Below are 25,721 nucleotides of genomic sequence, written 5' to 3' on the forward strand. Positions count from 1 at the left end.
AACCCGGCAGAGCAATCGAGGTCGACGGCGCGCCGCTGCCTTACTACGCCCAGGTTGCGCCACTCATTCCGGCGAACCTATCAGGCGTTCCCGCTTTGGCGGTGCCCGCGGGGCAGGATGAGCACGGGCTCCCCATTGGCTTGCAGATCATCGGACCACGCTGGCGCGAGCTAGAGCTCATCGGTTTCGCGAAGGCGTTGGAGGCTTCAGGCATGCTGCCGGGCTTCAGCTGGCCAGCGCTTTAGTCACCCTCGAGCCGAGCAGCGCGCATCAAGAGGTAGTCCCGCTCAGGATAGCTCGTGGTCTTTGAAGCTGCCGCGCGGTAATGAGAGAGCGCTGCTGCAACTTCCCCTTGTCGTTCGAGCAGGTGAGCGCGTGCCACGTGCAGCCGTAGGTGGTCGGTGACTCGCGGGTCACGCGCCTCGAGCGCGCTCAACAACTCGAGCCCGTGTGCAGGGCCGTGCACCATCGCGGACGCCACGGCCCCGTTCAAGGCGACCATTGGGTTCTGCGTTAGGCGATATAGCGCCTCGTACAAGGCGCTGATTTGGGTCCAGTCCGTCGTTTCCGCCGTTTCGGCTTCGTCGTGCAGCGCTGCGATGGCCGCTTGGATTTGATAGCTCCCAGTCGGGCCGCGTTGCATCGCCGCCTCGATGCGGCGCGTGCCTTCCTCAATCTGCGCCGCGTCCCACAGGGTGCGGTCTTGTTCGTCGAGCGGGATGGGCTCCCCGAGTGCACCCACTCGGGCTTTGCGCCGAGCGTCGGTCAGCAGCATCAGCGCTAGCAGCCCCTCCACCTCAGAATCCTCAGGGAAACCTTGAAACAACTGACGGGTCAGCCGAATGGCTTCCAGCGCAAGGTCCACGCGCAACAGTTGTTCCCCGCCGCTCGCGTAGCCTTCGTTGAACACGAGATACAGCACCTGCATCACCGCAGCGAGGCGCTCGCGAAGCTTCCTCTCCCCCGGAAGCGCAAACGGGACCTCGGACTGCTTGATACTCTGCTTCGCGCGGCTGATCCGCTGCGCCATCGTGGCTTCGGGGACCAAGAAGGCGCGCGCGATTTCCTGCGTCGTGAGGCCGCCCACGGCTCGCAGTGTGAGCGCGATGGCCGATGGTCGCGTCAGCGCCGGGTGACAGCACATGAACAGAAGCTTGAGCGCGTCGTCGTGTTCGAACTCGAGCGCGCTGTCGGGCGCTGGGGCGTGCTGCTCTTCCGGCTGCATCACCACCAGCTCTTCTCTGCGGCGACGGGCGAGCTCCGCACGCTGAATGTCTTGCATACGCCGCTTGGCGACGTGCACCAACCAACCGCAAGGGTTCTCTGGGGTGCCTTGTTCGGGCCACTGCTGAGCCGCCGCGATCAGCGCCTCTTGAAGCACGTCTTCCGCTGCGGCGAAATCGCCGTAGCGACGCACCAGCACGCCGAGCACCTGAGGCGCAACATCACGCAACAGACGCTCGACGTGGAACGGGTTCATCGTTGCCGAGAGGATACGCTCAGACCTTGGGGGCTTCCATCACCTGGCGCACCTCGATCGAGAGGTGGAGCGGTTCGCCATCGGAGCCCGGAGCCATGGAGGCAGCCGCGGCGATCTCGTGGGCGCGTTCAGCCGTCTCGACGTCGACGACCCAGTAGCCGACCAAAAACTCTTTCGTCTCCGCGAATGGGCCGTCGCTCACCTCGGGTTTGCCGTTCGCGTCACCCTTGACCACGCGGGCGTCTCCCGGTGGCGCGAGTCCTTCCGCACCGATCAGCTCACCTTGGGACGCGAGCTGGCTCGCGAAGTCCTTCATGAACGCGATGTGGTTCTGAATCGCCTTCGCAGGCCACTCCATCAGCTTGTAGCTCCCACCGCCGTAGGGGGCGTGCATCATCAGCATGAATTTCATGTTCGAAGTTCCTTTGGGTTGGGCACCGCAGGTGTGCGGTTCATGGGGCTGTCGGAGCTCGCGGTGGGTTCTCGACACAGGCCCGACGTTTTTTTTCATCGGGCCGAGTCGATTGCCTTCAGCGGTAGCGCTTCGACTTGTCGAAGTGCCTCATTTGCTTGTGGATCGTCTTCCAGCGACGCTTGGCGTTGCTCATCTGCTCCGGGCTGTGGCGACGCTCGAACGCAGCAGCCTCCCGCAAGAGTTTGCGATAACTCTGCAGGCGCTCGCTAGCTAGCTCACCGCTCTCCTCCGCTGCCAGCACGCCGCACCCAGGCTCGGACTCATGTCGACAGTCTGGGAAGCGGCAGCGGGTGGCCAGCTCGGCGATGTCCGCGAACGCGGCGTCCAAGCTCGCGTCATCTGCCACGACGCCGAACTCCCGCATGCCCGGGGTGTCGATGAGCACGCTGCCGTTGGCCAGCGGGATGAGCTCGCGTCGGGTGGTGGCGTGGCGGCCGGTTCCGTCATCGCGGATTTCCGCAACGACCTGCGTCGACTTGCCCTGCAAGCGGTTCACGAGCGACGACTTGCCAACGCCGGAGGAGCCAATGAAGCCAAAGGTCACCCCAGGCGCCAAGAGCGCCTCGAGCGCTTCGAGCCCCGTGCCTTCGAGGGCGCTCAGGCTCAAGAAGGCGACGCCCGGCGCGACCGCTGCGATTTGACCGACGAAGTCGGGGAGGTCTTCCGTTAGGTCGACCTTGTTGAGCACGATGACCGGGCGCGCGCCGCTGTCCCACACGGCAGTCACGTAGCGCTCGAGCCGGCGCGGACTGAAGTCTTCGTTCGCGGAGGTGACGATGAAGAACACATCCACGTTCGCCGCGACCAGCTGTTCGCCGCCACCGCGCACGGCGCGGCGGACCAAAGCGGTGCGTCGGGGCAACACCGCTTGAATCGTGGCGTGCTCCCCTTGCACGTCGAGCATCACCCAGTCCCCCGTGTTGGGGCGCTGCGCTCCACTCAACTCATGGCGTAACCGTCCGGAAAGCTCCGCAAGTGGTGCGTCGCAGCCCAGCACATGAAAGCGACTTTGAGCAGCCGCGGAAACGCGTGCAGGGATCCAACCGTCTGCTGCGTATTCAGCCGCCTGAGCGGCGAAAAAACCTGAAAAACCTAGTTGTTCGAGAGAAAACACGTCGAGAAACTCCGCATCATTGCGAGGGAAGTCAGGCCTCCGACGTGCGCTGGTAGCCGGGCGCGAAGCGCTCGCGGCTCCCACTCAGGGAACGCGCAAGGGTGCATTCAAGCGCTCAGGCTCGGAGCCGAAACGTCAGCTACACAGCGCTGCGAAAAGACGAACGCAACGCTGAGCAGACGGGCATCAGCTCCGGACGGCAACGGCCACGGAGGCAAAACAAGACGGGTTACGGGGGATCACAGTCATCAGTTCGGCCTCCTTTCTGGAGTGGAGCCTCGCACGCCGAGGGGCGCTGTGCAAGTCGAGACTCACTCGTTGCGGCGGCGGGTCCTTGTCGCGTCAAGGATCGCCCGCTCGACCGCGTTTGGCGGGTCGCTCTCCAGGGACAACTCCCCACGCGCGAAGATGGCTGGCTGCGCGAGGACTCGAGGGGCCTTTCCGTGGTGATCTTGAGCTGCGTGAACCAGAAACGGGTGACACACGAACACCGTACCCGCGGTCCCAGTGGCCAGGGCAACCTCGTCGGAGCCGGGGTCCAGCACTCCGCTCTCAACCAACTCCTGCAGCGTCTGCCCACGCTCGCCGTGCTGGGTGAGGTGCCTTGCCAGCCTGACGTGCGAACCGACGAGCAGCCGAGTCGGTGCATCGTCTTCCCCAACGTCCGAGAGCAGCACCAAGAGGAGCAGCGCTCGCCCGCGCGACCTCACATTGACACGCCATTGCATGAAGTCGGCTTCGGTCTCCCAACCAAAGCCTGCATCGACGTGCCACCCCGTGTCCGGCGCAGGCGTTGTCGCGGGGAAACGAACCACGCAGGAGCCGAGATCGCTTCGGGGCTGCCAGCGCCCATCGCCCAGAAGCAAGTCGTACGCCGCATCGAGGGTCGGACTTACAAGCGCCCGGGCGCACGCGGGGTGCGCTGGCGTAGCCCTCGCCACGGGTTCTTGTTGGCCGCTTGGGTGCTCGATTGCCGCTAGCACTGCTTCGCTGGCTGCACGCGCTGTGTTCGGGTTGAGAGCGCCGGGCAGTGCCACAAAGCCCTGACTCAGAAATGCTTCAAGCTGCGCGCACGCTGGCGCGCCAAGGTCTACAGACATACCTATCCTCCTCGCTGGGTACAGACGCAACGGCTGACTGACCGCGCAGGCGCGCGGCGACGTCAGGCGAGGAAGACGGCGAACATCATCGACCGCAGTCTGCGCCGACACGGCGCAGCGCGCAATCTGTCCCACTTCAGTTTTTTCGGGGGGGGGAGGGGCGCCGCATGTCCGGACGGCCCCAACTCGCGCGTCGTTCGGGTAGCTTGGCAAATGGGTCAGGCTTCAACTCAAGGAACACACATGGCCAATTTCATTTTCCTCTACCGAGCGACCCCCGAAGACAACCAGCGAGAGATGGGCACCCCTGAGGCAGCCCAAGCGAACATGCAGGCGTTCGCGGCTTGGATGGCAGAGCTCGAGACCAAGGGTCACCTCGTCGATCCGGGTCAGCCCCTGGACCGCGCCGGCCGCGTCGTGAAGGGCAAGGGCCTGGTCACCGACGGACCGTTCACCGAGCTGAAGGACATCGTGCTCGGCTTCTCGCTGATCCGCGCGGAGAGCCTAGAGCAGGCGTCGGAGCTCGCCGCGAGTTGTCCGATGTTGCAGGGGGAGACGTCCGTCGAAGTGCGCCCCATCGCCCAGATGGACTTCTGAGAGGAGCCAAGCAGATGAAGAACTTTCTCGCGGTGTACACCGGAACCAAGGACTCCCATGCGGAGACGGGCTGGGACCGGCTCAGCGAGGCCGAGCAAGCCGAGCGTCGCGCCGCCGGCATGCAAGCCTGGATGGAGTGGGGTAAGCGCAACGCCGACCGCATCGTCGACGGCGGAGGGCCCCTCGGCACGACGAAGCTCGCAAACCGTCAGGGCCTCAGCGACTCCAAGAACCACCTGGTGGCCTACGTGATCGTCCGGGCGCAGAGTCACGCCGAAGCGGCAAAGCTCTTCGAGGGTCACCCTCACTTCAGCATCTTCCCCGGGGACGGCGTCGAAATCATGGAGTGCTTGCCGCTGCCTGGCGCCAGCGGTTAATTCCGTGAGGAGATGAGCTCGGCGATGGACCACGAGGCACTGTTTCGGCGAGAGGCGCCGCGTTTGAACGCGGCGCTCGTGCGCCTGTTCGGAGTGCACCGCCTCGAGCTCGCGGAGGACGTGGTTCAGGACGCCTTCTGTCGCGCCCTGGAGCGTTGGGAAGTTGAAGGCGCGCCTGACAACCCCGGCGCTTGGTTGATGACCACTGCCAAGCGTCGCGCTTTGGACGTGCTGCGCCGCCGCGCCACCGCGGATCGCTTCGGTCCCGAGCTCGGGCGTGCCCTCGACAGCGAGTGGACGCTGCAGCCGACGGTCGAGGAGGCATTCAGCGACGCAGTCATTGAGGATGAGCAGCTGCGGCTGATGTTCTCGTGTTGTCATCCAGACCTCAGCCAGGGCGCGCAGCTCGCGCTGGTGCTCAACGTGCTGTGCGGCCTCAGCGCTCCCCACATCGCCTCGGCGCTCTTGCTCCAGCGCGGCGCTGCAGAGAAACGCATCGCCCGCGGCAAGCAGGTGCTGGCTTCCGCCGAGCGCTTGTTCGAGCTTGGGCACCAAGACTTCGACGCGCGCCTCGCGACGGTGACGCGAAGCCTGTACCTGCTGTTCAGCGAGGGCTATCACAGCGCGAGCAGTGAACCGGTGCGCCTCGAGCTGTGCAGAGAGGCGTTGCGCCTCACGCTGCTCCTCAAGCGTTACGCCCCGGCAGATACACCGACCACCAGTGCCCTCGCTGCGCTCATGTGCCTGCACGCTGCCCGTTTGCCTTGCCGTGTGGATCCAGCGGGAGATCTGCACGGGCTCGCCGATCAGGATCGCCAGCGCTGGGACTGGGACCTGGTTGCCGAGGGCCTCACTTGGCTGCGCCGCGCGTCGAGTGGCACAGAACTCAGCCCCTATCACCTCGAGGCCGCGATTGCGGCCACCCACGCGGCAGCGAAGAACCTTCCGGAAACGGACTGGGGACGTATCGTGGAGCTTTATGACCGCTTGCTTCGCCTGAACCCTTCACCCATGGCCGAGCTCGGACGCGCAGTGGCGATCGGTTGGTTTGCTGGGCCCGAGCGCGGCCTCGCGGCGCTGGATGCGATCACGGATGTCACGCGCCTCACGGCGTCACCGTTTTACGGCGCCACCCGCGGCGAGCTTGAAGCGCTGCGGGGGGATCTGCGCGCGGCCCGGCGGCACCTGGGGGAGGCGATTGCATGTTGCCGCAACGACGCCGAACGTCGCTTCTTGGAGAAGCGCTTGGCGGCGTTCGTGAACTAGAGGCGGAACACCGTTGCTGATCGACCGCCGTGTGTTTCCACGTGTGTCCCCATGCTGCCGCGATGAGCGACTCTCACGTGGCTAGAACTGCGTGTTCGCTAAGGATAGCCTCACCCGATGGGAAGGGCAGGACTCGGTAAGAGCGTCGAAGACGTAGTCGAGGCAGTGGCCTCCGGGCGCGCGAAGATTGATTTCCTTTGCTCGTGGGAACACAAGCGGCGACGGGAGCTGTTCTCACACCCTGCCCTCAAGACGCCTGCGCAGCGCTTTCGCGCGCTCCAGCTGACGGTCGAGCGTGGCGGCTGGACCAAGAGCAAGCACTGGATCGAGTGGCTCTTGCAGCGCCTAAGTGAGAAGCCGTTTCCATCCGGAGCCGACTGGCTGCTCGAAGCGTATGAGAAGCAGGCTCGAACTGGCCTGGAACGTTACCTTGCGGAAGCGATATTGGCAACGGGGAGCCGCCAAGGGATCGAACGCATTGCGGCGACGATCGAGTCAAAGCGCCCCTCGGAGGTGGCCATGACGGCGCTGCTCTGCTTGGATCCGAAGACCGCCGCCGGGCGCCTGCGCGGCTGGTTAGAGCCGATCCCTGCGGAGCAGCCGAAAATTGCTCAGGCAATACGGCTGCTCAATGCGCTCGCCGAAGACGGTTTTCGGGCCGGGGAGCTCCAAGGGTTTCCCGCAAAGAAGCGCCTTGGCTGGGTTCGCAGTGATCCCGGTTGGGTGCCAATCCTGGTTCAGTGCCGAAAGAACCGGGATCCGAACATCTCCAGACCCGCCAAATCGGCGCTGTCCAACGCCGACCCAGCGCTCCTGAGCGCTTCCACGACAGCAACCAAATCCAAAGCAAAGATCCCAGGGTCGACGCTTACGCTGCTCGGGAAAGCGGGCTACGTCAGAGCGCAGTACACCGGCCTACCCATCGCCTGTGGGGACGGCGCCGTCGCTTTCTTCTCGAGCACGACGGAGATCGAAGTTCGGGAGCTGATGCCCAATCTCCCGTTGCGGTTTCGCATTGCGTTGCCGAGCGGAATTGCCCTCCCACGGACTCGATGCCCGAACAATGAGGATGGCTGGGATCGTCCAGGTGTTCACGGTTTGGCACTCGATGCGGCGGGAGAGCGCGTCGCCATTTCGGTCAGCGGGCTCGCGAAGGGCCTGGGCGGTGTCGTCTTGTTCGATGATAGCGGAGAACTCGCGCGGTGGACTCCCGAGGACACCTGGCCGCATCGACTGCATTTCGGTGCCACTGGCGCAGTCTGGGTGATGGCCGAGCGCGATGAGGCGTGCGTTGCGTTGCTTGACGGTCGGACGCTCGAAGAACGCGGTCAGCTTTCGTTGAAGACCTTCCCTGCTCCTGCGTTCGTCGATGCCTACGCGCATCCGATCGATGACGTCGGGGTATTCCAGATCTCCTGTGGCCAAGACGGGATCTGGCTCAAGTGCGTCGAGGCGGGCGCAAAGAAGCTCAAGGTCCGGCAACAGAAGCTCAGCAGCGTTCACCACGGATCCATCCTTGCGGGCTACGCGGCTTCAGGCACGGTGGCCGTGACGCTGCTCGAGAGCAAGCTCTTGCTACGAGCGTGGCCTGATCTGAAGCCGCTGAAGGGCAAGGTCACCACCGGCTCCCCGTGCGCTGCAGCGGGCTCCGGCGACTTCGTGATCGTCAGCGTCGCGACCGCCGCAGACGACGCAGACCGGTTCGAGGTGTTCAAAGCTCCCAAGTGGGACCGAGTCGGTGAGGGGGCATGGCCCGCTGGCCACTCACTCGTCGACTTGCGGGGCGATCGTCTGATCACAGCGACCGCAAGTGAGCTCACGCTTTGGCAACTCGGTTGATTTCATGGTTGTCCATCTGACTTGGAAGTGAACCTGTCGCGTTCTTACAAGCGCTTGGGGGCGCCCTCGCACTAAGCTCGACCCATGAAAGTACGAGGAACGTTTCACGTCGAGATGATCGCTGAGCCCGCATTCGACGACGTGGAAGGCGTCACGCTCAGCCGCGCCCGCTTCGACAAGCGCTTCGAAGGGCCTCTCGACGCGACCAGCGAGGTGCACATGCTTGCGGTGAAGACACCCGTTGAAGGTTCCGCCTCCTACGTCGCCGTAGAGCGCATCTCAGGCAGCCTGGAAGGGCGCAAAGGCAGCTTCGTCGTGCTCCACACCGGCTTCATGCGCTCGGGCCTCGAGCTCACCATTGCCCACGACTCGGGCACCGGCGAGCTCAAGGGGATCCTCGGCAAGCTGGAGATCGAAGTGAAGGACGGCCAGCACTTCTACGAGATCGACTACCACTTCGAGTGAGGTGGCGCTGATATGCTGGTCTGACCGATGAGCGACACCTACGGCGACCGGCGTCAGACCTTGCAGCTGCTCGCGCGGCTGCGGGACGCGAGCGCGTCCGAGGACACGCTGTGCGAAGTCATCGAGGCGCTCGGGCGCACTGAGGACCCGCGTGCGATTAGACCACTTCGCGAGCTGCTGGAAGACCGAACGCGAGCGAACCCAGTTCGCGAGGTTGCGGCCGGGGCATTGCGGATGTTCGACATCGACGTGCCGGAGGCGATGTTGCTCCGCTGGTGGTCGTCAGGGGACCCGCTACTCCAAGAGCACGCGCTCTTCCTGATGGATGACGTGGTCGGTGTGGAGGTAGTGCTGAGCGTCGCGCGGGACCCGAGGCACCCGCTGCATGGCGCGGCGATTCACAGCATGAGCCTAGGCTTCTGGCGCCCCGAGCATCAGCGCTTGAAGATCGCCGCATTGAGCCACCCGGACCCTGAAGTGCGCGAGCCTGCGGCGACTTCCCTCGTGCTAGACGAACCCATCGCCGCCGAGCCGGCGCTCCTGCGTTGCCTCGAGGATTCAAACTCATCCGTGATGGATGGCGCGGCAGCGACGCTCGAATACTACCCGAGCGTCGCCGTGGTGAAGGCGCTCGCCGCGCGTGTCCGGCGTGGGCCTCCGGCTTTCGATGAGGACCTGGAGGAACTCGAAGAGCTACACTGGCAAAGTGTGCTCGATGCCTTTGACGCCCTGAGGCAGGACCTGCGAGACCACTTGGTCCAGGCGGAGCCTGCCGTCCGCGCCGAGCTCCTGGAGTGGCTTGAACCCGCCTGGGCGGAGCTCGCGTACGCCGATGAAGAGCTCGATCCGGAGCCTGTGGAGCGAGGCGAACCCATGCCGAGGCGACCGCGGCGTGTGATGGACTACTGGGAGCTCGACGGGATCCTGCGCGACCCAGATGCGCCAACCAGTCTGCTAAACAGCCTGAGTGACGTGGACGTGTTGGCCTTCAGCGACGTGCAGCGGGCGTCGCTGTTCGATCTACTTGAGAGGAGCGCAGATCCGCATCGACTCGACCTGCTCGCTCGCTTCTGCGAGGAAACGAAGGATGCCACACGGCTCTTGAGGCTGCTGGCGAATCCACGCTTCGCCGTGCGCAAAATGGCGATGTATCACCTGGGTTGTCTGCCGGTTGATCCGGCGCTTGCCTCACGCATCCTCGAGTACTGGAAGCGCCCCGACGTGCGCGGCGCCCACGGCTACGAGACCCTCGAAGCCTACGTTCACCATGCGCCGCCGGCTGATGCGCGCCGCAAGGCCCTCTCCGTCGCGGCGGACAGCACTCAAGATCCCGACGCCCGCTTTCACGCCATCTACGCGCTAGAGAAGCTCGGCGCGATCGCTGAGCTGACCCGCCTGCTCCCGCTACTCGCCGAGCCGCCGCTGGTGAACTGGGGGCTCCACAACGCGCTGCTCGATGCCGCGACCAAGCGCAACCTGGAGGTGCCTGCCCCCACCCTCGAGCTGCTCGGCAGCGTGGACAACCTGGACCTGCGTGAGGCTCTGGCTCGCTATCGTCACCGGGCAGCGCTCACGTGAAAGCGGAGCATGCAACCTAGGACAGACCGACGCGGTTCAGCTTGCACGCTTCCGCTGCTTGCGTCTGCGCGTCGCCTCGTAGCGACGGGCGTCGCGATCCACCGCGCCTGCCAGCGCCTCCACCGATTCGAGCAGCTGCGTCCTGAGCCACTGGTGGGCCGCGTCGCCGCCGTAGCGCGGGTGCCAGACCAGGCTGAGCGTGTACGGTTCGAAGGGCAGGGGCGGCTCGAGCAAGCGAAGCCCCAGGCTCGGGGCCAGCTTCTTCGCGATCCGCTCGGAAACAACCAGCAAGTAGTCCGAAGACGCCGCTAGCTCCAGCGCGACCTGAAAGTAGGGCACCGCGCGCGCTACCCGGCGCCGGAGCCCGCGCATTTCAAGCAGGTTGTCTACGTAGCCGCCTGGACGCCCCCGAGGCGCGATCTGGATGTGGGGCAGCTCCACGAAGCGCTCGAGAGTCAGCCGCTGCTTCACGCTCGGGTGCCCTTCGCGCACCACGCAGATCAAGCGATCCGTGATGATTGGGCGCGATCGCAGCTCTGGTGGGAGGTTCCCATAGATCCCAACGGCGAGGTCGCTGGTGCCCTCCCGCAGTCGCTCGCCATCGTCGACGGCGTTGGGGACGACTCGCAAATCGAGCCCCGGTGCTGCGGTCCGTAAGCGCTCCTCGAAGGCGCCGCCAAACACCACCATCACGTAGTCGGTCATGCTCAGGGTGAAGCTCCGCTCGACGCGCTCCGGATGAAACTCTTCCGTCGGTTCAAACACGCGCCCTGCGCTAGCCACCGCGTCGCGGACTCTGGGTTTGAGGCTCTCGGCTCGGGGGGTGAGGACCATCGTACGCCCGGCTCGCACCAGCAGCGGGTCACTGAAGCGCTCGCGCAACCGAGCCAACGCATGACTGACTGCAGGCGTTGAAAGCCCCAACCGACGCGCGGCGCCGCTGACGCTCACCTCTTGCAGCAACGCGTCCAAGGTAGCCAACGCGCTCAAGTCGGATGATTCCATCGCGTGCAAGTATAGGACCGCATGCTTGCAGCGGAAGCATCGGAGAGGTTCGCTTGCGAGCACCGAGGTTGTGGCCGCTAATGACAAGTACACTGTCCGCTCCGCACCTAGTGGGGAGGCCACTTCTGGCGCAGATTGAACGCTGACAGGAGACACGACTATGTCAGCATCGGTTGCAACATCCACGAAATCTGCGCCAGAACCGAGCATCAAGGTGCGCCGCATGGACTTCGAGTTCGGCGAGGAGACGCCGACCTTCTGGTTCGATGACAACCCCCTACTCACGGCCACCTTGTCAGCCCTGGCCGTGTCCTTCCCGCCGGGAGAGCGCTACTTCATCGCCAGCGTGCGGCATTTTTTGGATCGGGTGAAGGACCCCGAGTTGCTCGCGCAGGTGAAGGCGTTCGTCGGCCAGGAGGCGAACCACACCAAGGAGCACATCGCGTTCAACCAGTTCTTGGACAGCCGCGGCTTCCCCGCGACCGCGATGGAGAAGTGGGTCGCGGATCGGGTCGCCGAGCTCCAGAAGCGCTCGAGCCCCGAGGCGAACCTGGCGCGCACCGCAGCGCTCGAGCACTTCACCGCCATCTTGGCCTCGGTGTTGCTCGAGCACCCCGAGATCGCTCAGCGCATGAGCCCCGAGGTCGCGAAGCTGTGGGTGTGGCACGCCATCGAGGAGGTGGAGCACCGCTCGGTGGCCTTCGACGTCTACAAGACCGCGGTGGACGACGAACAGCTGCGCATCAAGGTCATGCTCCTCACCACGGTGATCTTCATCACAGTGAACGCGGTGCGCACCACGATGCTGCTCAGGGCTTCAGGGCGACAGCGCGAGCTTCTGCCGATCCTCAAGGCGCTGAACGTGATGTGGGGTCGCCCGGGGCTCTTCCGTAAGGTGGTGCCGCGTTATCTTGAATATTTCCGGAAGGATTTTCATCCCTCGCAGCTGGACAGCGGTGCCTTCCTCGAAGCCGCCAAGCGCCAGTACCTCGGCGCCGCGGCGTAGCGGCGTAGCGGCGTGGCGCGCCTACTTTCCGCTCAAGCAGGCGCCGTACACGTCCTGAGCGGCGTTGAACGCGGCGTCTTCGTCGACGCACACGTCGTCGCCGCCCAGAGCCGCGTCACACGACTGCGCGCGACAGGTGTAGAGGGCCTTGGCGGCGTCGCGCAGCGCGGCGTCGGCATCGCAGCTTTCGTCGACGAACGCCCACGTGTCCGAGAACATCGCCTTGCAGGAGGTGACGGTTGCTGGCGGGTAGTGGATGGCGCCCGCGTCTTCGTTCACGCACTGGGCGGTGGTCTCGCAGAGGGTGTCCGTAACCGCGCTGTATGCATCCGCGGGGTAGAGCCCGCCGGCGCCGCGATCGGGATCCGGCACATTGGCGAGCAAGCCATCGGGCGGGCCTGCGTTGACGATCACACCCGCGCGACAGTGGAACCGCACCTGATTGAACAGCGTGTTCGCGCGGGTGGCGCTCATCACGTAGTCCCCTGGGGGCACGTTGTAAAACAGCACGCCGCCGTCCTTGCTCGTGGCCGGCTGGTCCACGGCCGGCAGGACGTTTTCGTCGAAGTAGATGGGGCCGCTGCCCGCGGGTGGGGCGGGGGAGAGGGACACACTCACGTCCGCCATGCCTTGGCGCAAGTGCACGTAGAGTGAGCCGCCCATGCGCGCAACCGTGCTGGCGACGACGCAGTTCTCGGCTTCGTTGACTGGCGTCGGGACGAGGCCCGACAGCGCCGTGAAGATCCCCTTGGAAACGACCTGGATGGCAAACGGGTGAATGCCCTTTTCGGTGAGCTGCAACGTCGCGGTTTGCGTCGTCTTGAAGTTCGGATGCTCGACGACCAGCGTGACGTCGCTACCGACGCGCAAGCCGTCGAAGCGGAAGTGAGCGTCGTCACCGGTCACCACCTGCATCTCTGGGTGCTCGAGGACGCTGACCGTCGCTCCCGACACGCGCTCCCCCCCGACCTCGTCGAGGAAGGCGAGCACGTCACCTTCCACGGAGGCCACCGCAGGCTCGGAGATCACGTCTTCACTGCTGCAGCTCACGGCGAGCAGTGCCAAGGGGATCACGGGAGTTGCCAGACGGGAAAGCAAGCGCATGCGTGGAAGATAGCCTTGCTCCCCGACTCCGGCGCAACCGTCTCGCTAGGAATTGCGCGCTTTGGCCTCGCGCTCGCTGCGATACTGGCTCGGGGTCTGTCCCGTCCAGCGGCGAAAGGCGCGCGTGAAATTGGCGGCATCCACGTAGCCCAGCAGCTCTGCGACCTCGTGCGCCGGGAGGCGCGGGTTGTCGAGCAAGCGCAGCGCCTCACGGCGGCGTGCGGCTTCCACCAAGGTCGAGTAGCGGGTGCCCTCGTTCTGCAGGTGCCGCCTCAGAGTGCGCGGCGCCATGCCGAGGCGCTTCGCCATGTCTTCCAGGGACGGGTAGCCGCCGGGCCCCGGCTTCAGCTCCGCGGCGACGCGGGCGACGAGCAGCCCGTCGCTCAGGCCTCGCTCCCGCTCTTCACGGGCGCACCATTTCATCGCTGAGCTGAGCGCCGTTGGGTTCGACATCGCGAGCCGCGTGTCGAGTAATTGCGTGGGGAAACGAAACTGGGAGGAGGGCATATCAAAGCGCACGTTGCCGAGGCGCTGCCGTAAATAGGCGGCGTGCTTGGGCTCCGGGAACGCAAACCACACCTCGGCGTGTCCTACGGTTTGCGGAGCCAGCGCCCCGATGCCGCGATACATCGCAGAAAAGCAGATTTGTGTCACCTCTGAGCGCTGAGCACTTGGAACCGGCAGGTTGATTTCGACCTCGATGCTGCCGATTTCCCCGTGGGTATTCACCACCAGGTTCGATGCGCGGCCGATCAAATGCCAGAAGCGCTGCAGCACCTCGAGCGCTTCGCGCAAGGTGGAGCTCGCGAGGATGGCGTAGCCCACGCTGCCGAGCGCCGTCGGTGGCAGCCGCCAGCCCATCTCCGCCGCGAGGGAAGGATCGTCGAGCTCTTGCTGGACGACGGCGGTGAGTAACAAGTGCTGGCTGAGGGCGAGCCCCGACTCCGCGATCTCTGCAGTGCTCAGGGGGATGCCAGCTCGGCTCAAGAGCTCCTTGGAGGACAGACCGCGTTCGGTCGCGATCTCGAGCACGGTCATCGGGAACACGCCGGGGATGAACCAGCGCTTCCACTCGTCCCTTGGTCGGCCTGCTTCGACGGACACCTCGGCCACTATGGGAGCCTTGGCCGCTGATGACAACGCTCGGCCTCGCAAAGCACCTCGGAGCCAAAATCGGCGGCTCCAGGCGCTCCCTCACCCCCAAGCGAGACGAAGATTGGCCTGAAATGACAACCAGGATGTCCCCTCCGGACCTGCCGTTTCGCTTCATCCTGACTACACTACTGACACCGGTTCAATAGCGAGGGCGCAGTGCCGGCGGTGGACTAGGGAGCTTTGAGCATGCAGCACGAAAACCTCGACGTAGTGATCATCGGTGCGGGCCTGTCCGGCGTCGGTGCGGGTGTTCATCTCTCTCAGAAGTGTCCAGGCAAGCGCTTCGCGTTGCTCGAGATGCGTGAGGCCATGGGCGGTACCTGGGACCTCTTCCGTTACCCGGGGATCCGCTCCGACTCCGATATGTACACCCTCGGCTATCACTTCAAGCCGTGGACGAACCCGAAGGCCATCGCCGATGGCGAGGACATCCGCAGCTACATCCAGGAGACGGCGCGCGAGTACGGCATCGACCGGAAGATCCGCTACCAGCACAAGGTCAAGAGCCTGAACTGGAACAGCAAGCGCGCTCGCTGGGAGCTGGAGGTGGAGCAGCTGGACACGGGCGATACCGTGCGGATCAGCGCCCAGTTCGTGATCTGCTGCTCTGGCTACTACAAATACGAAAGCGGCCACACGCCGGAGTTCGCAGGACGCGAGGATTTTGGGGGGGAGGTCATCCATCCCCAACTTTGGCCCGAAGGGCTCGACTATTCGGGGAAGCGCATCGTGGTGATTGGCAGCGGCGCCACCGCGGTCACGCTCGTGCCTGCCCTGACCGACAAGGCCGCGCACGTCACGATGTTGCAGCGCTCGCCGAGCTACGTGATCAACGTGCCGCAGCAGGACAAGATCTCGAACAAGCTGCGGGAGTACCTGCCGGAGCAAGCCGTCTACTCGATGGCGCGCGTGCGCAACGTGTTGCTCAGCATGACGCTCTTCAACTTTGCGCGGCGCTACCCGAAGCAGGCGCGCCGCTTGCTGATGGGTCGCGTGAAGAAGGCGCTCGAGGGCAGCGTGGATCTCTCGCACTTTTCCCCTAAATACAACGTATGGGACGAGCGCCTGTGCGCCGTGCCCGACGGGGACATGTTCGACGCCCTGAAGTCAGGCAAGGCGTCCGTCGTAACAGACCAGATCGAGCGCTTCACCCAGGGCGGCATCCTGCTCAAGTCCGGCGAAGAAATCCCCGCGGATATCATCGTTACCGCGACCGGGCTGGAACTCCAGGTGCTCGGCGGCAGTGAACTCACCAAGGACGGTGAGCCGGTGAAGGTCGCGGAGAAGTACTACTACAAGGGTGCGATGCTGCAGGACGTCCCGAACCTGGCGATGGTCTTCGGCTACACCAACTCTTCCTGGACGCTGAAAGCGGATCTCATCCTCGACTACTTCTGCCGCGTGATGAACCACATGCAAAAGAGCGGTCAACAGGTGTGTACGCCGACGGCCGACGGAAGCGTGGAGGACGGCGGGCCTTTCTTGAACCTGAACTCCGGTTACGTGAAGCGGGCCCTGCACCTGATGCCGCGCCAAGGCGCGGGCAAGCCGTGGAAGCTGTATCAGAACTACGTGCTTGATTACGTGATGATGAAGCTCACCAAGCTCGATGACGGGGCGCTGAGCTTCAGCAATCCGGTGTCGCGCGGAACTGAAGAGGCCACACCAAGCTTGTCGGAGATGCATGCTGCCCAGCTCAACTGAGCCGCGCTGCGTGGAGTCGTCGGTGGATCCCCACAGCAGCGCGACGGAGCAGCTCAGCGATCTTGCGAGCGGGCGCCTGACGAGTCGCGAGCTGTTGGAGGCGTACATCCAGCGCATCGAGCGCTACGACGGCGCGCTCAACGCCGTTGTGGCGAGGGACTTCGACAAGGCGAGAGCTGCGGCCGAGCGCGCTGACGAAGCGCGGCAGCGGGGAGGGCGCCTCGGTCCACTGCACGGTTTACCGCTGACGTTGAAGGACACCTGGGAGGTCCCCGGCATGCCGTGCGCTGCGGGTGCCCCGGAGTATCGCGAGCACCGCCCAGAGCAGCCAGCCGACATCGTGAGGCGGCTGGAGGAGGCCGGCGCCATCATCTTCGGCAAGACCAACGTGCCCTACCTGGCGTCGGACATTCAGACCTACAACAAGGTCTACGGCACGACGAATAATCCGTGGGGAACCGATCGCACCCCGGGCGGTTCGTCCGGCGGCGCGGCTGCGGCCCTGGCCGCTGGCTTCACTTCCCTCGAGGTCGGCAGCGACCTGGCCGGTTCCATTCGTATCCCCGCGCACTACTGTGGCGTGTGCGGGCACAAACCGACCTATGGCGTGGTGTCCTTTCGTGGTCACGTCCCAGGGCCACCCGGCACCCTCACGGAGCCGACGCTGGCGGTCGCAGGACCGATGGCGCGCTCTGCCGCTGACTTGCGGTTGCTCTTCGATGTCTTGAGCGGTCCGCCGCGGGACGACAGCGCTTGGTCGCTTGCGTTGCCTGAAGCACCGGAGCGCTTGGAAGACTACCGGGTGCTGCTCTGGATCGACGATCCGCTGTGCCCCATCGATCACGAGCTGCGTCAGCAATACGAGGTGCTGGAGCAGCGCCTGCGGGAGCGTGGTGTTTCCGTGACCCGAGCGGCGCCGCAGGGGTTCGCGCTGCGGCAGTTCTACGCGCTCTACCTGAGGGGCCTGGGCGCGTTGCTCGGCGCTGCGCTCCCGGCGCGGCAGCGTCATCTGATGGGCTTCGCTGGCCGCTTGATGCCGCTCCTCTCGAAGGCGCTCAACGCACCTGCGGACTTTGGTCACTTCCTGCTTGGGTTGAACCAGCGCTCGGCGGAGACACGCCAGCAGCAGGAGCGCGGGGCTCAACTGGGGGCGGCGTTTTCGAAGGTGTTCAACGACTACGACGTGATCCTGATGCCGCCCGCGCTGACCACCGCCATTCGTCATGATCACGACCCACTGTTGGCGCGACGCAAGCTCAGCGTGAACGGGCAGGAGCGCCCGTACACCGACTTGTTCGCGTGGATCGCCCTGCCGTCGCTGCTCGGCTTGCCGGCCACGAGCGCACCCGTCGGCCGCGCGTCTCACGGCTTGCCAATCAACGTGCAGATCGTCGGAGATCGCTACCAGGACTATCGCACGCTCCGCTTTGCAGAGCTGCTCGAAGGCGTGATGGGCGGCTTTCAGAAGCCCCCCGGGTACTGAGCATTTCAGCCCTTCTGTAGTGCCTTGCGGAAATCCGCCGGGCCGCGACCGGCTTCGCGCTTGAACGCGCGGCTGAACGCGGACTCCGATCCATAGCCGACCTTCGCAGCGACACTGGCGATGCTCTCGTCGGTGTCGCGGAGGCGCTGAGATGCGAGCTGGATACGCCAGCGTGTCAGATATTGCCCCGGCGCTTCACCCAGCAGCTCGTTGAAGCGGGCGGCGAAGCCCGAGCGCGACATGCCAGCGCGCTTGGCCAGCTCCTCCACGCTCCAAGGCTCGGCAGGTTCCGCGTGGATCAGCTCCAGGCTGCGCCGGATCCCGTCGTCTTTCAACGCGGCCAGCCAGCCGAGCTCACTCGTCTTGAGCTGGGCCATGTGCTGCCGCAGCACCTCGACGAACAAGAGCTCCGTCAGGCGCCCCAACACGGAGTGACTGCCAGGGCTGCCGTTGTCGAGCTCGCGCGACAGGAACTCGATGCTCGAGCGCACCATGGAGCCGCAGTGGCTAGCGTCAGGCTTCACGACCAGCAACGGGGGCAGGCTCGAGAGCAGCGGGTTGAACAGCGCCTTGTCGACGTGAAGGAAGCCACACACGATCTGCGTGGTCTCCCCTTCACCTCCGTACGCGATGCGCGGCGGCGTGGTCCAGGGCGGAGGACCAGGAAACAGCATCGCGATGCTCTCAATCTTCTGTGCACCCCCCGCGCCCATGCTGTGGGCATGGCCGAAGGGAAATAGAACGACATCTCCGGCGCTCAACGGTTGCTGAGGCCGTCCTTCGAGTTCGACCCAGCACTCGCCTGCTTGGATGGCGTGGAACAACACCATCTGACGGGCCGCAGGCAGCAGGGCTTGCGCGAGCTGCGCGGAGTCAGGCGAGGACAACGCCCAGGGTGCGCCGAACTCCGCGCGGAAAAATATCGAGCCGGATAAGCGAATCGAACTCAGGAACTCAGACAGCAGATCCATTTGCGGCGGTTGGAGCATGGGTCAACTGATTTGGAGCTTCAAGCATGGCCGAGCTACTCGTGTATCCATAGGGTTTGACCGAAGCCCACCGAGAATCGTCACGGGGCGCATGGAGGCCAATCGATGTGGAGCTATCTGAGCTTGATAGGCGCTGGGGTGCTGTTCGGAGCGGCGGCGGGCAGTTTGCTCATCGTCCAGGGACGGATCGCCGGTATCAGCGGGATCGCAGCGAAGCTGCTTGATGGTCCAGCGGTGGAGCGCCGCTTTGCCGCGGTGTTCATGCTGGGGCTGCTGTTCGGTGGCGGGCTGCTCCGCCTGTTCATGCCTCGAGCGCTGGCCGACTCCGCGCCCGCGCCCGTCGGTCTGATGGTGCTGGCGGGACTCTTGCTTGGTCTTGGTGCGCGTGTCGGTAATGGCTGCACCAGCGGCCATGGAGTGTGCGGCGTGGGGCGCTTCTCGCTGCGTTCGTGCGTAGCGGTCGGGACGTTTACTGGCGTGGGGATGTTGGTGCGGTCGTTGCTCGTTGCTGGAGGTTGGTCATGAAAGCGCTTCAGACGTTGTTTGTGTTTGCTGTGGGGGTCGTCCTCGCACTGGCGCTTGGCTTCGCCGAGCTGACGCGCCCCGAGCACATCCTGGGCTGGGTTGACGTGCGTCACTGGGATCCGTCGCTGTTGTTCGTGATGCTGGGCGCTACTAGCGCCTACGCGATCGCGCACCGCATCGCGCTGCGCCGTGAGCGCGCTCAGCTGTGTCGCTTGGACTTGCCAACGCGTACCGCTGTCGACGCCAAGCTGCTGGTCGGCGCGTCGATCTTCGGCACCGGATGGGCCATCGGGGGTGTTTGCCCTGGTCCAGCGTTCACCACCCTCGGTGGCGGACAAAGCTGGATCGTGGCGTTCATCCTGCCGATGTTCGTTGGCCTGTGGCTCGGCGCGCCGCACCGCTTGGGGCAAGGCTTGGGTTGGTTCCGACGCCGGGAGCGTAGCGTCGCCGTTTTACCGTGAGGAACTGGGTCTGCCGGCTTCAGCGCCGGCTGTACAGCTCGCCCCCAAAGCGCAAGCCGGTGACGGGTAGCGTCGCCGTGCCTTCGCTGTCGTGCTCGAGGTCCACGCCGACGATTTGTGGGCCGTAGGGACAGTCATCCTGAGTGCGTAGTTCGCCGTTCATCCACGTTAGGGACCAACGGGCGCCACCCGCATTGGTCCAGAACAGCGCGTTGTTCTCCAGGACCAGCGTGACCGAGTGCCACCCATTCTCTACCGGCGAGCGCTCGTATTCTCCTACCAGATCCGCCGTGGTGACTGCGCTGAGGTCGACACTCCCCGGCGCGACACGCAACGCCGCGGTGATGCTCGGCGTGGCGGTCGACAGCCGGCGATGGAGCGCCTCGGCGTAGTAGTCCGGTTCCCACGCGCCGACGAAGTCGCTCGGCCAGGTGCTGCGGTCGAACCATTGATGAGGCGTCGCTTCGAGAGCGAAGTTCGGCCAGGTGCGGAAGAGGTGGTGGAAGAACTCGTGCTGCAGCCACTGCGGCAGGTACACCCGTCGCTCGACCTCGCTGTAGAGCCCGGAGCCGAGGTGCGGCGGCTTTCGCACGAGCCACAGGTCGTCGATCATGAAGAGCGGCGCGGCACCCCAAGCGCCCATGCCGCCCGTGATGAACGGCGTCTCGTCGAAGATGGAGTCGCTCGGGACGTTCGACGGGTAGATCACCCACCACATATCCGTGCGGTTTGCGACGCTCGCGTCCACTTGAGACACTGCCTGCCCCGCATCGAGCAACCCAGAAACCGGTTGAGCCTCCTGGAAGCCGACGTCGATGCACCCGTCGACGTGCTCGATCTCGACTCCGAGGCGCAGCGCGCCCTCGCTGATTGCCCCCACGTACTGACGGAACAAGTTGAGCGACTGGCGGATCAAGCGGTGATCGTCGGCGACCACGCCTTGGTCGAGCTCGAGATGCACCGTCTCGCCTTGGGTGCGCGCAGCGTCAACTGGACGCTGGCCGTCAGCGCACGCGACCAACACCACCGTTAGCGTGATGTCGTGGGTCTTCGAGGGCGGGGGAGCGAGCCCGACGCGCGCGACTTCGTCGAGCATGCGCAGCCCGTAGTACGCGACGGGCGTGCCTACGTTCGTGCCGTCGAGCCCGACGCCAGACCACCACACCTGATCCGACAGGGGGTAGCGGGTGAACACCTCGTCGATGCGTGTGCGAACCGCGCTGTAGTTGCCTGCGGTCACCTCGTCCTCAGCTCGCAACATCGCCTCGACGGCGTCGACGTAGGATGGCGGGAACGCCGCGCGACCACCGTGGGCATTGAAGAACGCGTCGAGATCCGCTTCGGTGTTGCTGGCTACCGCAGCGTCACCGCTGTCGGTGCTCGCGTCGTGGGTTCCCGCGTCCTGGTCGCTCCCATCGTGGGTCCCCGCGTCGTGCGTGGGCGAACCCGCGTCGGCGGGCGATGTGGTGGTCTCGGGCGAGCAGCCAACGCCAGCGACCGACGAGAGAAGCAGGAGTCCAATCGCTCGACGCTGCGTTGCCGTCATCTCAAGCAGGTATCACGCGCCGAGGGGCCGGACAAGCTGACCCGAGCGACCGACGGCGCCAGATCCGCGTGCCGTCGAAGCAGAAACCACGAGGAAACACTCGACCGACGTTGGGGTGCCTCACTCCGGCAAGCGTAGCGCAACCAGCGTCGCTGAGCGCTGCACTAGATGTCTTCCAGCACGGCGAACACATGGTCGCCGCGGTCTTGGAATACCGGACCGTTGACGATGAAGCGCCCGTTGGCATCGTTCAACGAGTGCACCTCCGGGCCGTCGCCCGTAGGGATCCATTCGCCGTTTGGCTGTTGCTCGTAGGAGAGCGTGCCGAGGAACTCCGTGCGATCCTCCTGGCCGAGGTAGCGGTAGAGGGTGATCTTGTACATCTGCTCCCGGGTCGGGACGTCGCCCATCTCCGTGCGCGCGGCGCGTAGCTCGGGCCAGGTGAACCCCTCCGCGTGGGCGAAGTTGAAGCCGGCCTGGTCACAACCTCCAGAGTAGGGCTTGTGATAGTTCCCTGGGGAATTGAGCCCAGGGGCGCCGTCATCCTCCCAGATCGCGACCTCCTCCATCAGGCGGCCCTTTTGACCCCAGTACTTGTGACCCGGGGCACCGGCGGAGGCGTAGCCTGGCAGGAAGGTCTCCGAAGGATAGTAGGACTCGTTACCGGGGAACTGGGTGCGCGTCGTGGGGATCGGCGCGCTCGCGCGATTGATGGTGACGCAGCCGTGGTAGTCGTCCCAGCCTTCGTCGTGGTTCGCGAGGGCAGCCTTCTCTGCCTTGGGGACGTACACCTTTCCGTCGGGATCCACATAGAGGCCGAAGTTGAGCTCCCAGTCCGCACCATGCCTCGGCCACTCGAAGCCTTGGGAGTCCGGCGCGGCAGAGTCCAGGAAGAACATCGTGTAGTCGTTGCCTTCAGGGTGCACCACCCAGGTGGGGCGGAAGCCGGTGTAGCGGATCGGATCGTCCGGCAGTGGGTCGTCGTTGTAGATGAAGTAGCCGTACTCGTAGCCGGCGTTCACGTGATACACGAAGGGGCGCATCCCGCCGTTCTTCTGCACGAGCTCTGCGGGGTCGTCATTGCTGCCGATGGCCCAGCCCTTGTTTTTATCCCCAGGGATCCACGCAACGTCTTCCATCACGCCGGGGATGTAGGGCAGCTCGAAGTTGCTATCCACGATGTAGTGGGTGTCCGTCTCCTGCACGTCGAAGCCCTTGTTGCACTGCACGTTCGAGAGCGTGTAGGTCCAGGGCATCGCCGAGATGATCTCATAGGGCTCACCTTGGAAGGTCGTGTCTCCGAGGTGCAGCACGCGGTACACATCCGAGAACGGGGTGGTGTTGTCGAGGTTGTCCGGCAAGCAGTCGGGGTTTCCGCCGCCGCCGCCCAGGGCGCCCGCTCCGCCGTTGCCAGTGCCACCATTGCCCGCGCTGCCACCGTTCCCTCCGGCCGCGCCGCTACCACCGTTGGCGCCGCCGCCGGTGGCGGAGCTGTCGTCGCTTCCGCAGGCGACAAGGGTCAGGGTCAGGCAGAGCGCGGCGAGTTCTGTTGCTTTCATGCGGTTCCCTTCTTGACCCCCGTGGCCTCTGTTGCCGGCAGTCGGAGATCCCTTTACGGAAAGATCGAGAAGCCATGGCTTTGGTCGTAGCCCGCAGCACACGCGCGTACCTGTGCGCTGTTGATCCGTGCGGCAATCGTCCTTGACGCGCTAGCGCATGAGGTCAGCTCCCCCCGCGTGGGGGCTCGGCGCCACGTACAGACTGCGGCCCGCACTGAGCGCACGAATCCCGCTGGTCTGCGGTTGAGAACTCAGCTGGCTTTCTGCGTTCAGTCAGCCGAGGTAGGCACCGCGACCATGGCTCAAGAGCAGCAACGTACCTCTCAGGTCATTATCGTCGGCGCCCGGCTCCACCCGTTGCGCGACATCTATCACTTGCTGCTTCGCGCTTCGTGGACGCGCGCCATCAGCTTGCTTGGCGCCGTGTACGTGGTGATGAACTTAGCGTTCGCCATCTGCTACTGGCGCCTGGGGGGCGTCGCGAACATGACGCCCGGTTCGTTCAAAGACGCGTTCTTCTTCAGCGTGCAGACGATGGCCACGATTGGCTATGGCGGCATGTACCCCCAGTCTGAGATCGCGAATGTGTTGATGACCATCGAGTCCATCTGTGGCGTGTTCGTGACGGCCATCTTCACCGGCCTCGTCTTCAGCAAGTTCGCTCGCGCCAGTGCGCGCATCGTCTTCTCCCGCAACGTCGTGATTGGTCCCCACGACGGGGTGAAGACGCTGATGCTGCGCATCGGCAACGATCGAAACGACTCCGTGCTAGACGCGCGGGTGCGCTGTGTACTGACGCGCACCGTGCACACCGCGGAGGGCAAGACGTTCTATCGCATGGTGGATCTCAAGCTCGCTCGTGACGTCGCGCCGGTGTTGGCTCGCGCCTTCGTGATCATGCACCCCATCGACGAGGACAGCCCGTTGTTCGGTCTCACCCCTGCGGACTACGTCGAACAAGAGATTGAAGTGATGGTGAGCGTGTCGGGCCTCGACGAGACCACCATGCAGCCCGTTCACGCTGTCTTCAGCTACGAGGACCCGCAGATCCTCCATGACCATCGCTTGGCCGACGTCTTGAGCGAAAAGCCGAACGGAAATATTATCATGGATGTCCGGCGCTTTCACGACGTGGAGCGCATCTAGTGGGGCGAACTGATCCGCCTCACTAGCTAGCGGCGACCCTCTCCACGTAGGCGCACAGCATGTCAGCCAGTGCGTCGGAGTAGGCTTCGATTTCAGACTCCGTGCGCGGCGCCTCCGAGAACTGCTTGGCCACCGCGCTGAGCGTGGTCTTCAAGAGCTCCTCAGCGAGATCGCGCTGGGGCGCTGGAGTGTCTGGCAAGAGCTCGGTGACGAAGCGCCGCATGGTGGCTGCGGACGCCTCGCGCGCGGCTTTCGCCTCTGGGGCGTCCCGGTAGAGCGGCGCGGCATCGTCCAGCGCGCCACGGACCGCTGCTTCTTCACATTCCGACCGCACGAAGGCGTGGACCGCCCCTCGCAGCCTGTTCAATGGAGGCACACTCGCATCCTCGAGGATCGAGCGCAGGAGCTCTCGAGTCTCGCGCCACTCGTCGCTCTGCAGTCGAAACAGGATGGCCGCCTTGTTCGGGAAGTATTGATAGAGCGACCCAACGCTGACGCCCGCCTTCTCCGCCACCCGCGCCATGGTGAAGCGAGGCGCTCCTTGCTTGACCAAAACCTGAACAGCGGCCTCGAGCACCGCAGCCACCAGGTCGCTGGAGCGAGCCTGTTGTGGGGCCTTTCTTGCGGAGATCTGCGGTGTCTTACGTTTGGCCATGCTGCGCTTTTGTGATGCGAATCGCGAATGCGAATGATTCGTCGCATTCTAACCGGGTGACCCAAGTAGCCCAAACGGAGAATCGCATGACCACGCTGACTCAGATCACCCCGCTGCTCGACCGCCTGTTCCGCGAGGCACAGGGACTGTCCCCGTTTCAGGTCCCGGAGGTCGCGGCACTATCTAGCGCGGAGCGCACCCGGCTGACGCACGAGCTGATGCAGAGCAAGACCCAGTACCGCGAGCTGTATGGGCTGCTAAAGGACATCCCGCTGCCGGTATCGCCGGAAACCGGGCGGCTGCTCTACCTCCTCGCGCGCAGCACCCACGCGAAGCACATCGTGGAGTACGGGACGTCGTTTGGCGTTTCGACGCTGCACCTCGCGGCGGCGCTGCGGGACAACGGTGGCGGCCGCTTGATCACCACGGAGTTCGAGCCAGGCAAAGTGGCGCGCGCGCGGCAGCACCTGGAGGAAGCTGGGCTAGCCGATCTGGTGGAGATCCGCGAAGGCGACGCCCTGGAGACCCTGCAGCGCGATCTCCCTGCGGAAGTCGACTTGCTGCTGCTCGACGGCGCGAAGGCGTTGTACCGCGAGGTGCTCGAGCTGGTGGAGCCGCACCTACGCCAGGGCGCGCTGATCGTCGCGGACAACGCCGACCACAGCCCAGACTACCTCGGGCTGATCCGAGCGCCCACCGGCGGCTACGTCTCACTTCCGTTCGGATCCGACGTCGAGCTCTCGGTGCGAAGCGCTTGAGCATTGCCGTAGGGAGACGTGCGGCTGAGACTGCTGGACCTCTCCCCCCCCAAAAAATCGATCGGCATCTACGCTGCGGCCAGGCGTTCGGGCAGCGGGAGCCCGCTTGAGAGTCAGGGCAGGGGGGGAGGTGCGACGTCCGTCGCCGCACCGATCGCGGGGTCTGCGGAAGTTCGGGCTGGGTGATTTGGGAGCGCGCGGAGGCATCGGAGGGAGCGCTGGGCCGCGTTGTCGGTGCTCGCCAAAACCCCGCAAAACGTTGGGATTTCAACGTGCTCCGTCAGTTTTTCTTGACCAGATCGCCGCTATGAGTAGCCTTCCGCCTCCCAACCAT

At 64.9% G+C, this 25,721-nt stretch carries 25 protein-coding genes; 14 read left to right on the forward strand and 11 right to left on the reverse strand.

The genetic code is table 11. The annotated features are described in order from the left end of the window. Positions 1-14 precede the first annotated feature (14 nt). The gene (locus H6718_12040; GenBank protein ID MCB9586123.1) at positions 15-245 is read left to right on the forward strand and encodes a hypothetical protein; all 231 of its coding nucleotides are present in this window, start codon (positions 15-17) and stop codon (positions 243-245) included. On the opposite strand, the gene H6718_12045 is transcribed toward H6718_12040, so the two are convergent. The 4 genes from H6718_12045 to H6718_12060 form a co-directional block, all read right to left on the reverse strand. Further along, a complete protein-coding gene (locus H6718_12045; GenBank protein ID MCB9586124.1) occupies positions 242-1,480 on the reverse strand; it encodes a sigma-70 family RNA polymerase sigma factor in 1,239 nt (412 codons plus the stop codon). The genes H6718_12040 and H6718_12045 overlap by 4 nt on opposite strands. A gap of 19 nt (positions 1,481-1,499) precedes the next feature. Beyond that, complete coding sequence (locus H6718_12050; GenBank protein MCB9586125.1) at positions 1,500-1,892, reverse strand: hypothetical protein; 393 nt, start codon at positions 1,890-1,892, stop codon at positions 1,500-1,502. A gap of 118 nt (positions 1,893-2,010) precedes the next feature. After that, the gene (rsgA, locus tag H6718_12055) at positions 2,011-2,859 is read right to left on the reverse strand and encodes a ribosome small subunit-dependent GTPase A (protein ID MCB9586126.1); all 849 of its coding nucleotides are present in this window, start codon (positions 2,857-2,859) and stop codon (positions 2,011-2,013) included. Positions 2,860-3,380: 521 nt separating this feature from the next. After that, positions 3,381-4,169, reverse strand: a complete 789-nt coding sequence (locus tag H6718_12060) for a phytanoyl-CoA dioxygenase family protein (protein MCB9586127.1) — start codon at positions 4,167-4,169, stop codon at positions 3,381-3,383. A gap of 243 nt (positions 4,170-4,412) precedes the next feature. Between H6718_12060 and H6718_12065 the strand changes: the two genes are divergently transcribed. The 6 genes from H6718_12065 (at position 4,413) to H6718_12090 (ending at position 10,291) form a co-directional block, all read left to right on the forward strand. After that, positions 4,413-4,766, forward strand: a complete 354-nt coding sequence (locus tag H6718_12065; GenBank protein ID MCB9586128.1) for a transcription initiation protein — start codon at positions 4,413-4,415, stop codon at positions 4,764-4,766. Positions 4,767-4,780: 14 nt separating this feature from the next. After that, entirely contained in the window at positions 4,781-5,143 is a 363-nt protein-coding gene (locus H6718_12070) for a hypothetical protein (protein ID MCB9586129.1), read from the forward strand. 24 nt (positions 5,144-5,167) lie between these two features. Further along, a complete protein-coding gene (locus tag H6718_12075) occupies positions 5,168-6,409 on the forward strand; it encodes a hypothetical protein (protein MCB9586130.1) in 1,242 nt (413 codons plus the stop codon). Positions 6,410-6,526: 117 nt separating this feature from the next. After that, positions 6,527-8,248 carry a hypothetical protein gene (locus H6718_12080; GenBank protein MCB9586131.1) on the forward strand — a complete coding sequence of 574 codons (1,722 nt, stop codon included), beginning with the start codon at positions 6,527-6,529 and terminating at the stop codon, positions 8,246-8,248. An 84-nt stretch (positions 8,249-8,332) separates the two neighbouring features. Beyond that, complete coding sequence (locus H6718_12085; protein MCB9586132.1) at positions 8,333-8,713, forward strand: DUF3224 domain-containing protein; 381 nt, start codon at positions 8,333-8,335, stop codon at positions 8,711-8,713. Positions 8,714-8,740: 27 nt separating this feature from the next. Then, on the forward strand, positions 8,741-10,291 hold the full coding sequence (locus H6718_12090) for a hypothetical protein (GenBank protein MCB9586133.1): 1,551 nt from the start codon (positions 8,741-8,743) through the stop codon (positions 10,289-10,291). A gap of 36 nt (positions 10,292-10,327) precedes the next feature. On the opposite strand, the gene H6718_12095 is transcribed toward H6718_12090, so the two are convergent. Beyond that, on the reverse strand, positions 10,328-11,296 hold the full coding sequence (locus tag H6718_12095) for a LysR family transcriptional regulator (protein ID MCB9586134.1): 969 nt from the start codon (positions 11,294-11,296) through the stop codon (positions 10,328-10,330). A gap of 160 nt (positions 11,297-11,456) precedes the next feature. Here H6718_12095 and H6718_12100 point away from each other — a divergent pair, with 160 nt between their 5' ends. After that, positions 11,457-12,302, forward strand: coding sequence for a metal-dependent hydrolase (locus H6718_12100; protein MCB9586135.1), 846 nt, complete (start codon positions 11,457-11,459; stop codon positions 12,300-12,302). A gap of 21 nt (positions 12,303-12,323) precedes the next feature. Here the strand turns inward: H6718_12100 and H6718_12105 are convergent, their stop codons facing one another. Together H6718_12105 and H6718_12110 are read right to left on the reverse strand one after the other, a co-directional pair. Then, on the reverse strand, positions 12,324-13,406 hold the full coding sequence (locus tag H6718_12105) for a carboxypeptidase regulatory-like domain-containing protein (protein ID MCB9586136.1): 1,083 nt from the start codon (positions 13,404-13,406) through the stop codon (positions 12,324-12,326). 45 nt (positions 13,407-13,451) lie between these two features. After that, positions 13,452-14,519 (reverse strand): AraC family transcriptional regulator, encoded by a 1,068-nt coding sequence (locus tag H6718_12110; protein ID MCB9586137.1) that lies wholly within the window; start codon positions 14,517-14,519, stop codon positions 13,452-13,454. Between the two features lie 228 nt (positions 14,520-14,747). On the opposite strand from H6718_12110, the gene H6718_12115 reads away from it, so the two are divergent. Beyond that, on the forward strand, positions 14,748-16,265 hold the full coding sequence (locus tag H6718_12115) for an NAD(P)/FAD-dependent oxidoreductase (protein MCB9586138.1): 1,518 nt from the start codon (positions 14,748-14,750) through the stop codon (positions 16,263-16,265). Next, complete coding sequence (locus tag H6718_12120; protein MCB9586139.1) at positions 16,246-17,748, forward strand: amidase; 1,503 nt, start codon at positions 16,246-16,248, stop codon at positions 17,746-17,748. The genes H6718_12115 and H6718_12120 overlap by 20 nt, the downstream gene beginning before the upstream one ends. A 5-nt stretch (positions 17,749-17,753) precedes the next feature. On the opposite strand, the gene H6718_12125 is transcribed toward H6718_12120, so the two are convergent. Continuing rightward, the gene (locus H6718_12125; protein MCB9586140.1) at positions 17,754-18,737 is read right to left on the reverse strand and encodes an AraC family transcriptional regulator; all 984 of its coding nucleotides are present in this window, start codon (positions 18,735-18,737) and stop codon (positions 17,754-17,756) included. A gap of 105 nt (positions 18,738-18,842) precedes the next feature. On the opposite strand from H6718_12125, the gene H6718_12130 reads away from it, so the two are divergent. Beyond that, positions 18,843-19,262 carry a YeeE/YedE family protein gene (locus H6718_12130; GenBank protein MCB9586141.1) on the forward strand — a complete coding sequence of 140 codons (420 nt, stop codon included), beginning with the start codon at positions 18,843-18,845 and terminating at the stop codon, positions 19,260-19,262. After that, positions 19,259-19,723: a YeeE/YedE family protein gene (locus H6718_12135; protein ID MCB9586142.1), complete on the forward strand. Its 465-nt coding sequence runs from the start codon at positions 19,259-19,261 to the stop codon at positions 19,721-19,723. Before H6718_12130 ends, H6718_12135 begins: the two co-directional genes overlap by 4 nt. 19 nt (positions 19,724-19,742) lie before the next feature. Here H6718_12135 and H6718_12140 read toward each other — a convergent pair whose 3' ends face one another. Together H6718_12140 and H6718_12145 are read right to left on the reverse strand one after the other, a co-directional pair. Beyond that, positions 19,743-21,269 carry a hypothetical protein gene (locus tag H6718_12140; GenBank protein ID MCB9586143.1) on the reverse strand — a complete coding sequence of 509 codons (1,527 nt, stop codon included), beginning with the start codon at positions 21,267-21,269 and terminating at the stop codon, positions 19,743-19,745. Between the two features lie 164 nt (positions 21,270-21,433). After that, the gene (locus H6718_12145; protein MCB9586144.1) at positions 21,434-22,828 is read right to left on the reverse strand and encodes a hypothetical protein; all 1,395 of its coding nucleotides are present in this window, start codon (positions 22,826-22,828) and stop codon (positions 21,434-21,436) included. Between the two features lie 297 nt (positions 22,829-23,125). On the opposite strand from H6718_12145, the gene H6718_12150 reads away from it, so the two are divergent. After that, positions 23,126-23,974 carry an ion transporter gene (locus tag H6718_12150; protein ID MCB9586145.1) on the forward strand — a complete coding sequence of 283 codons (849 nt, stop codon included), beginning with the start codon at positions 23,126-23,128 and terminating at the stop codon, positions 23,972-23,974. A 22-nt stretch (positions 23,975-23,996) separates the two neighbouring features. On the opposite strand, the gene H6718_12155 is transcribed toward H6718_12150, so the two are convergent. Further along, the gene (locus H6718_12155) at positions 23,997-24,629 is read right to left on the reverse strand and encodes a TetR family transcriptional regulator (GenBank protein MCB9586146.1); all 633 of its coding nucleotides are present in this window, start codon (positions 24,627-24,629) and stop codon (positions 23,997-23,999) included. 86 nt (positions 24,630-24,715) lie between these two features. On the opposite strand from H6718_12155, the gene H6718_12160 reads away from it, so the two are divergent. Next, positions 24,716-25,387 carry an O-methyltransferase gene (locus H6718_12160; GenBank protein MCB9586147.1) on the forward strand — a complete coding sequence of 224 codons (672 nt, stop codon included), beginning with the start codon at positions 24,716-24,718 and terminating at the stop codon, positions 25,385-25,387. Positions 25,388-25,721 lie beyond the last annotated feature (334 nt).

The organism is Polyangiaceae bacterium (assembly GCA_020633205.1).
In the GTDB taxonomy this organism is placed as follows: domain Bacteria; phylum Myxococcota_A; class Polyangia; order Polyangiales; family Polyangiaceae; genus JAHBVY01.

Coding starts and splice junctions, on each gene's coding strand:
- H6718_12120 (MCB9586139.1), top strand. CDS start 16,246: ATGCTGCCCAGCTCAACTGAGCCGCGCTGCGTGGAGTCGTCGGTGGAT.
- H6718_12130 (MCB9586141.1), top strand. CDS start 18,843: ATGTGGAGCTATCTGAGCTTGATAGGCGCTGGGGTGCTGTTCGGAGCG.
- H6718_12150 (MCB9586145.1), top strand. CDS start 23,126: ATGGCTCAAGAGCAGCAACGTACCTCTCAGGTCATTATCGTCGGCGCC.
- H6718_12140 (MCB9586143.1), bottom strand. CDS start 21,269: ATGACGGCAACGCAGCGTCGAGCGATTGGACTCCTGCTTCTCTCGTCG.
- H6718_12090 (MCB9586133.1), top strand. CDS start 8,741: ATGAGCGACACCTACGGCGACCGGCGTCAGACCTTGCAGCTGCTCGCG.
- H6718_12115 (MCB9586138.1), top strand. CDS start 14,748: ATGCAGCACGAAAACCTCGACGTAGTGATCATCGGTGCGGGCCTGTCC.
- H6718_12100 (MCB9586135.1), top strand. CDS start 11,457: ATGTCAGCATCGGTTGCAACATCCACGAAATCTGCGCCAGAACCGAGC.
- H6718_12145 (MCB9586144.1), bottom strand. CDS start 22,828: ATGAAAGCAACAGAACTCGCCGCGCTCTGCCTGACCCTGACCCTTGTC.
- H6718_12050 (MCB9586125.1), bottom strand. CDS start 1,892: ATGAAATTCATGCTGATGATGCACGCCCCCTACGGCGGTGGGAGCTAC.
- H6718_12075 (MCB9586130.1), top strand. CDS start 5,168: ATGGACCACGAGGCACTGTTTCGGCGAGAGGCGCCGCGTTTGAACGCG.
- H6718_12095 (MCB9586134.1), bottom strand. CDS start 11,296: ATGGAATCATCCGACTTGAGCGCGTTGGCTACCTTGGACGCGTTGCTG.
- H6718_12160 (MCB9586147.1), top strand. CDS start 24,716: ATGACCACGCTGACTCAGATCACCCCGCTGCTCGACCGCCTGTTCCGC.
- H6718_12125 (MCB9586140.1), bottom strand. CDS start 18,737: ATGCTCCAACCGCCGCAAATGGATCTGCTGTCTGAGTTCCTGAGTTCG.
- H6718_12070 (MCB9586129.1), top strand. CDS start 4,781: ATGAAGAACTTTCTCGCGGTGTACACCGGAACCAAGGACTCCCATGCG.
- H6718_12085 (MCB9586132.1), top strand. CDS start 8,333: ATGAAAGTACGAGGAACGTTTCACGTCGAGATGATCGCTGAGCCCGCA.
- H6718_12065 (MCB9586128.1), top strand. CDS start 4,413: ATGGCCAATTTCATTTTCCTCTACCGAGCGACCCCCGAAGACAACCAG.
- H6718_12045 (MCB9586124.1), bottom strand. CDS start 1,480: ATGAACCCGTTCCACGTCGAGCGTCTGTTGCGTGATGTTGCGCCTCAG.
- H6718_12155 (MCB9586146.1), bottom strand. CDS start 24,629: ATGGCCAAACGTAAGACACCGCAGATCTCCGCAAGAAAGGCCCCACAA.
- H6718_12105 (MCB9586136.1), bottom strand. CDS start 13,406: ATGCGCTTGCTTTCCCGTCTGGCAACTCCCGTGATCCCCTTGGCACTG.
- H6718_12135 (MCB9586142.1), top strand. CDS start 19,259: ATGAAAGCGCTTCAGACGTTGTTTGTGTTTGCTGTGGGGGTCGTCCTC.
- rsgA (MCB9586126.1), bottom strand. CDS start 2,859: ATGCTCGACGTGCAAGGGGAGCACGCCACGATTCAAGCGGTGTTGCCC.
- H6718_12080 (MCB9586131.1), top strand. CDS start 6,527: ATGGGAAGGGCAGGACTCGGTAAGAGCGTCGAAGACGTAGTCGAGGCA.
- H6718_12060 (MCB9586127.1), bottom strand. CDS start 4,169: ATGTCTGTAGACCTTGGCGCGCCAGCGTGCGCGCAGCTTGAAGCATTT.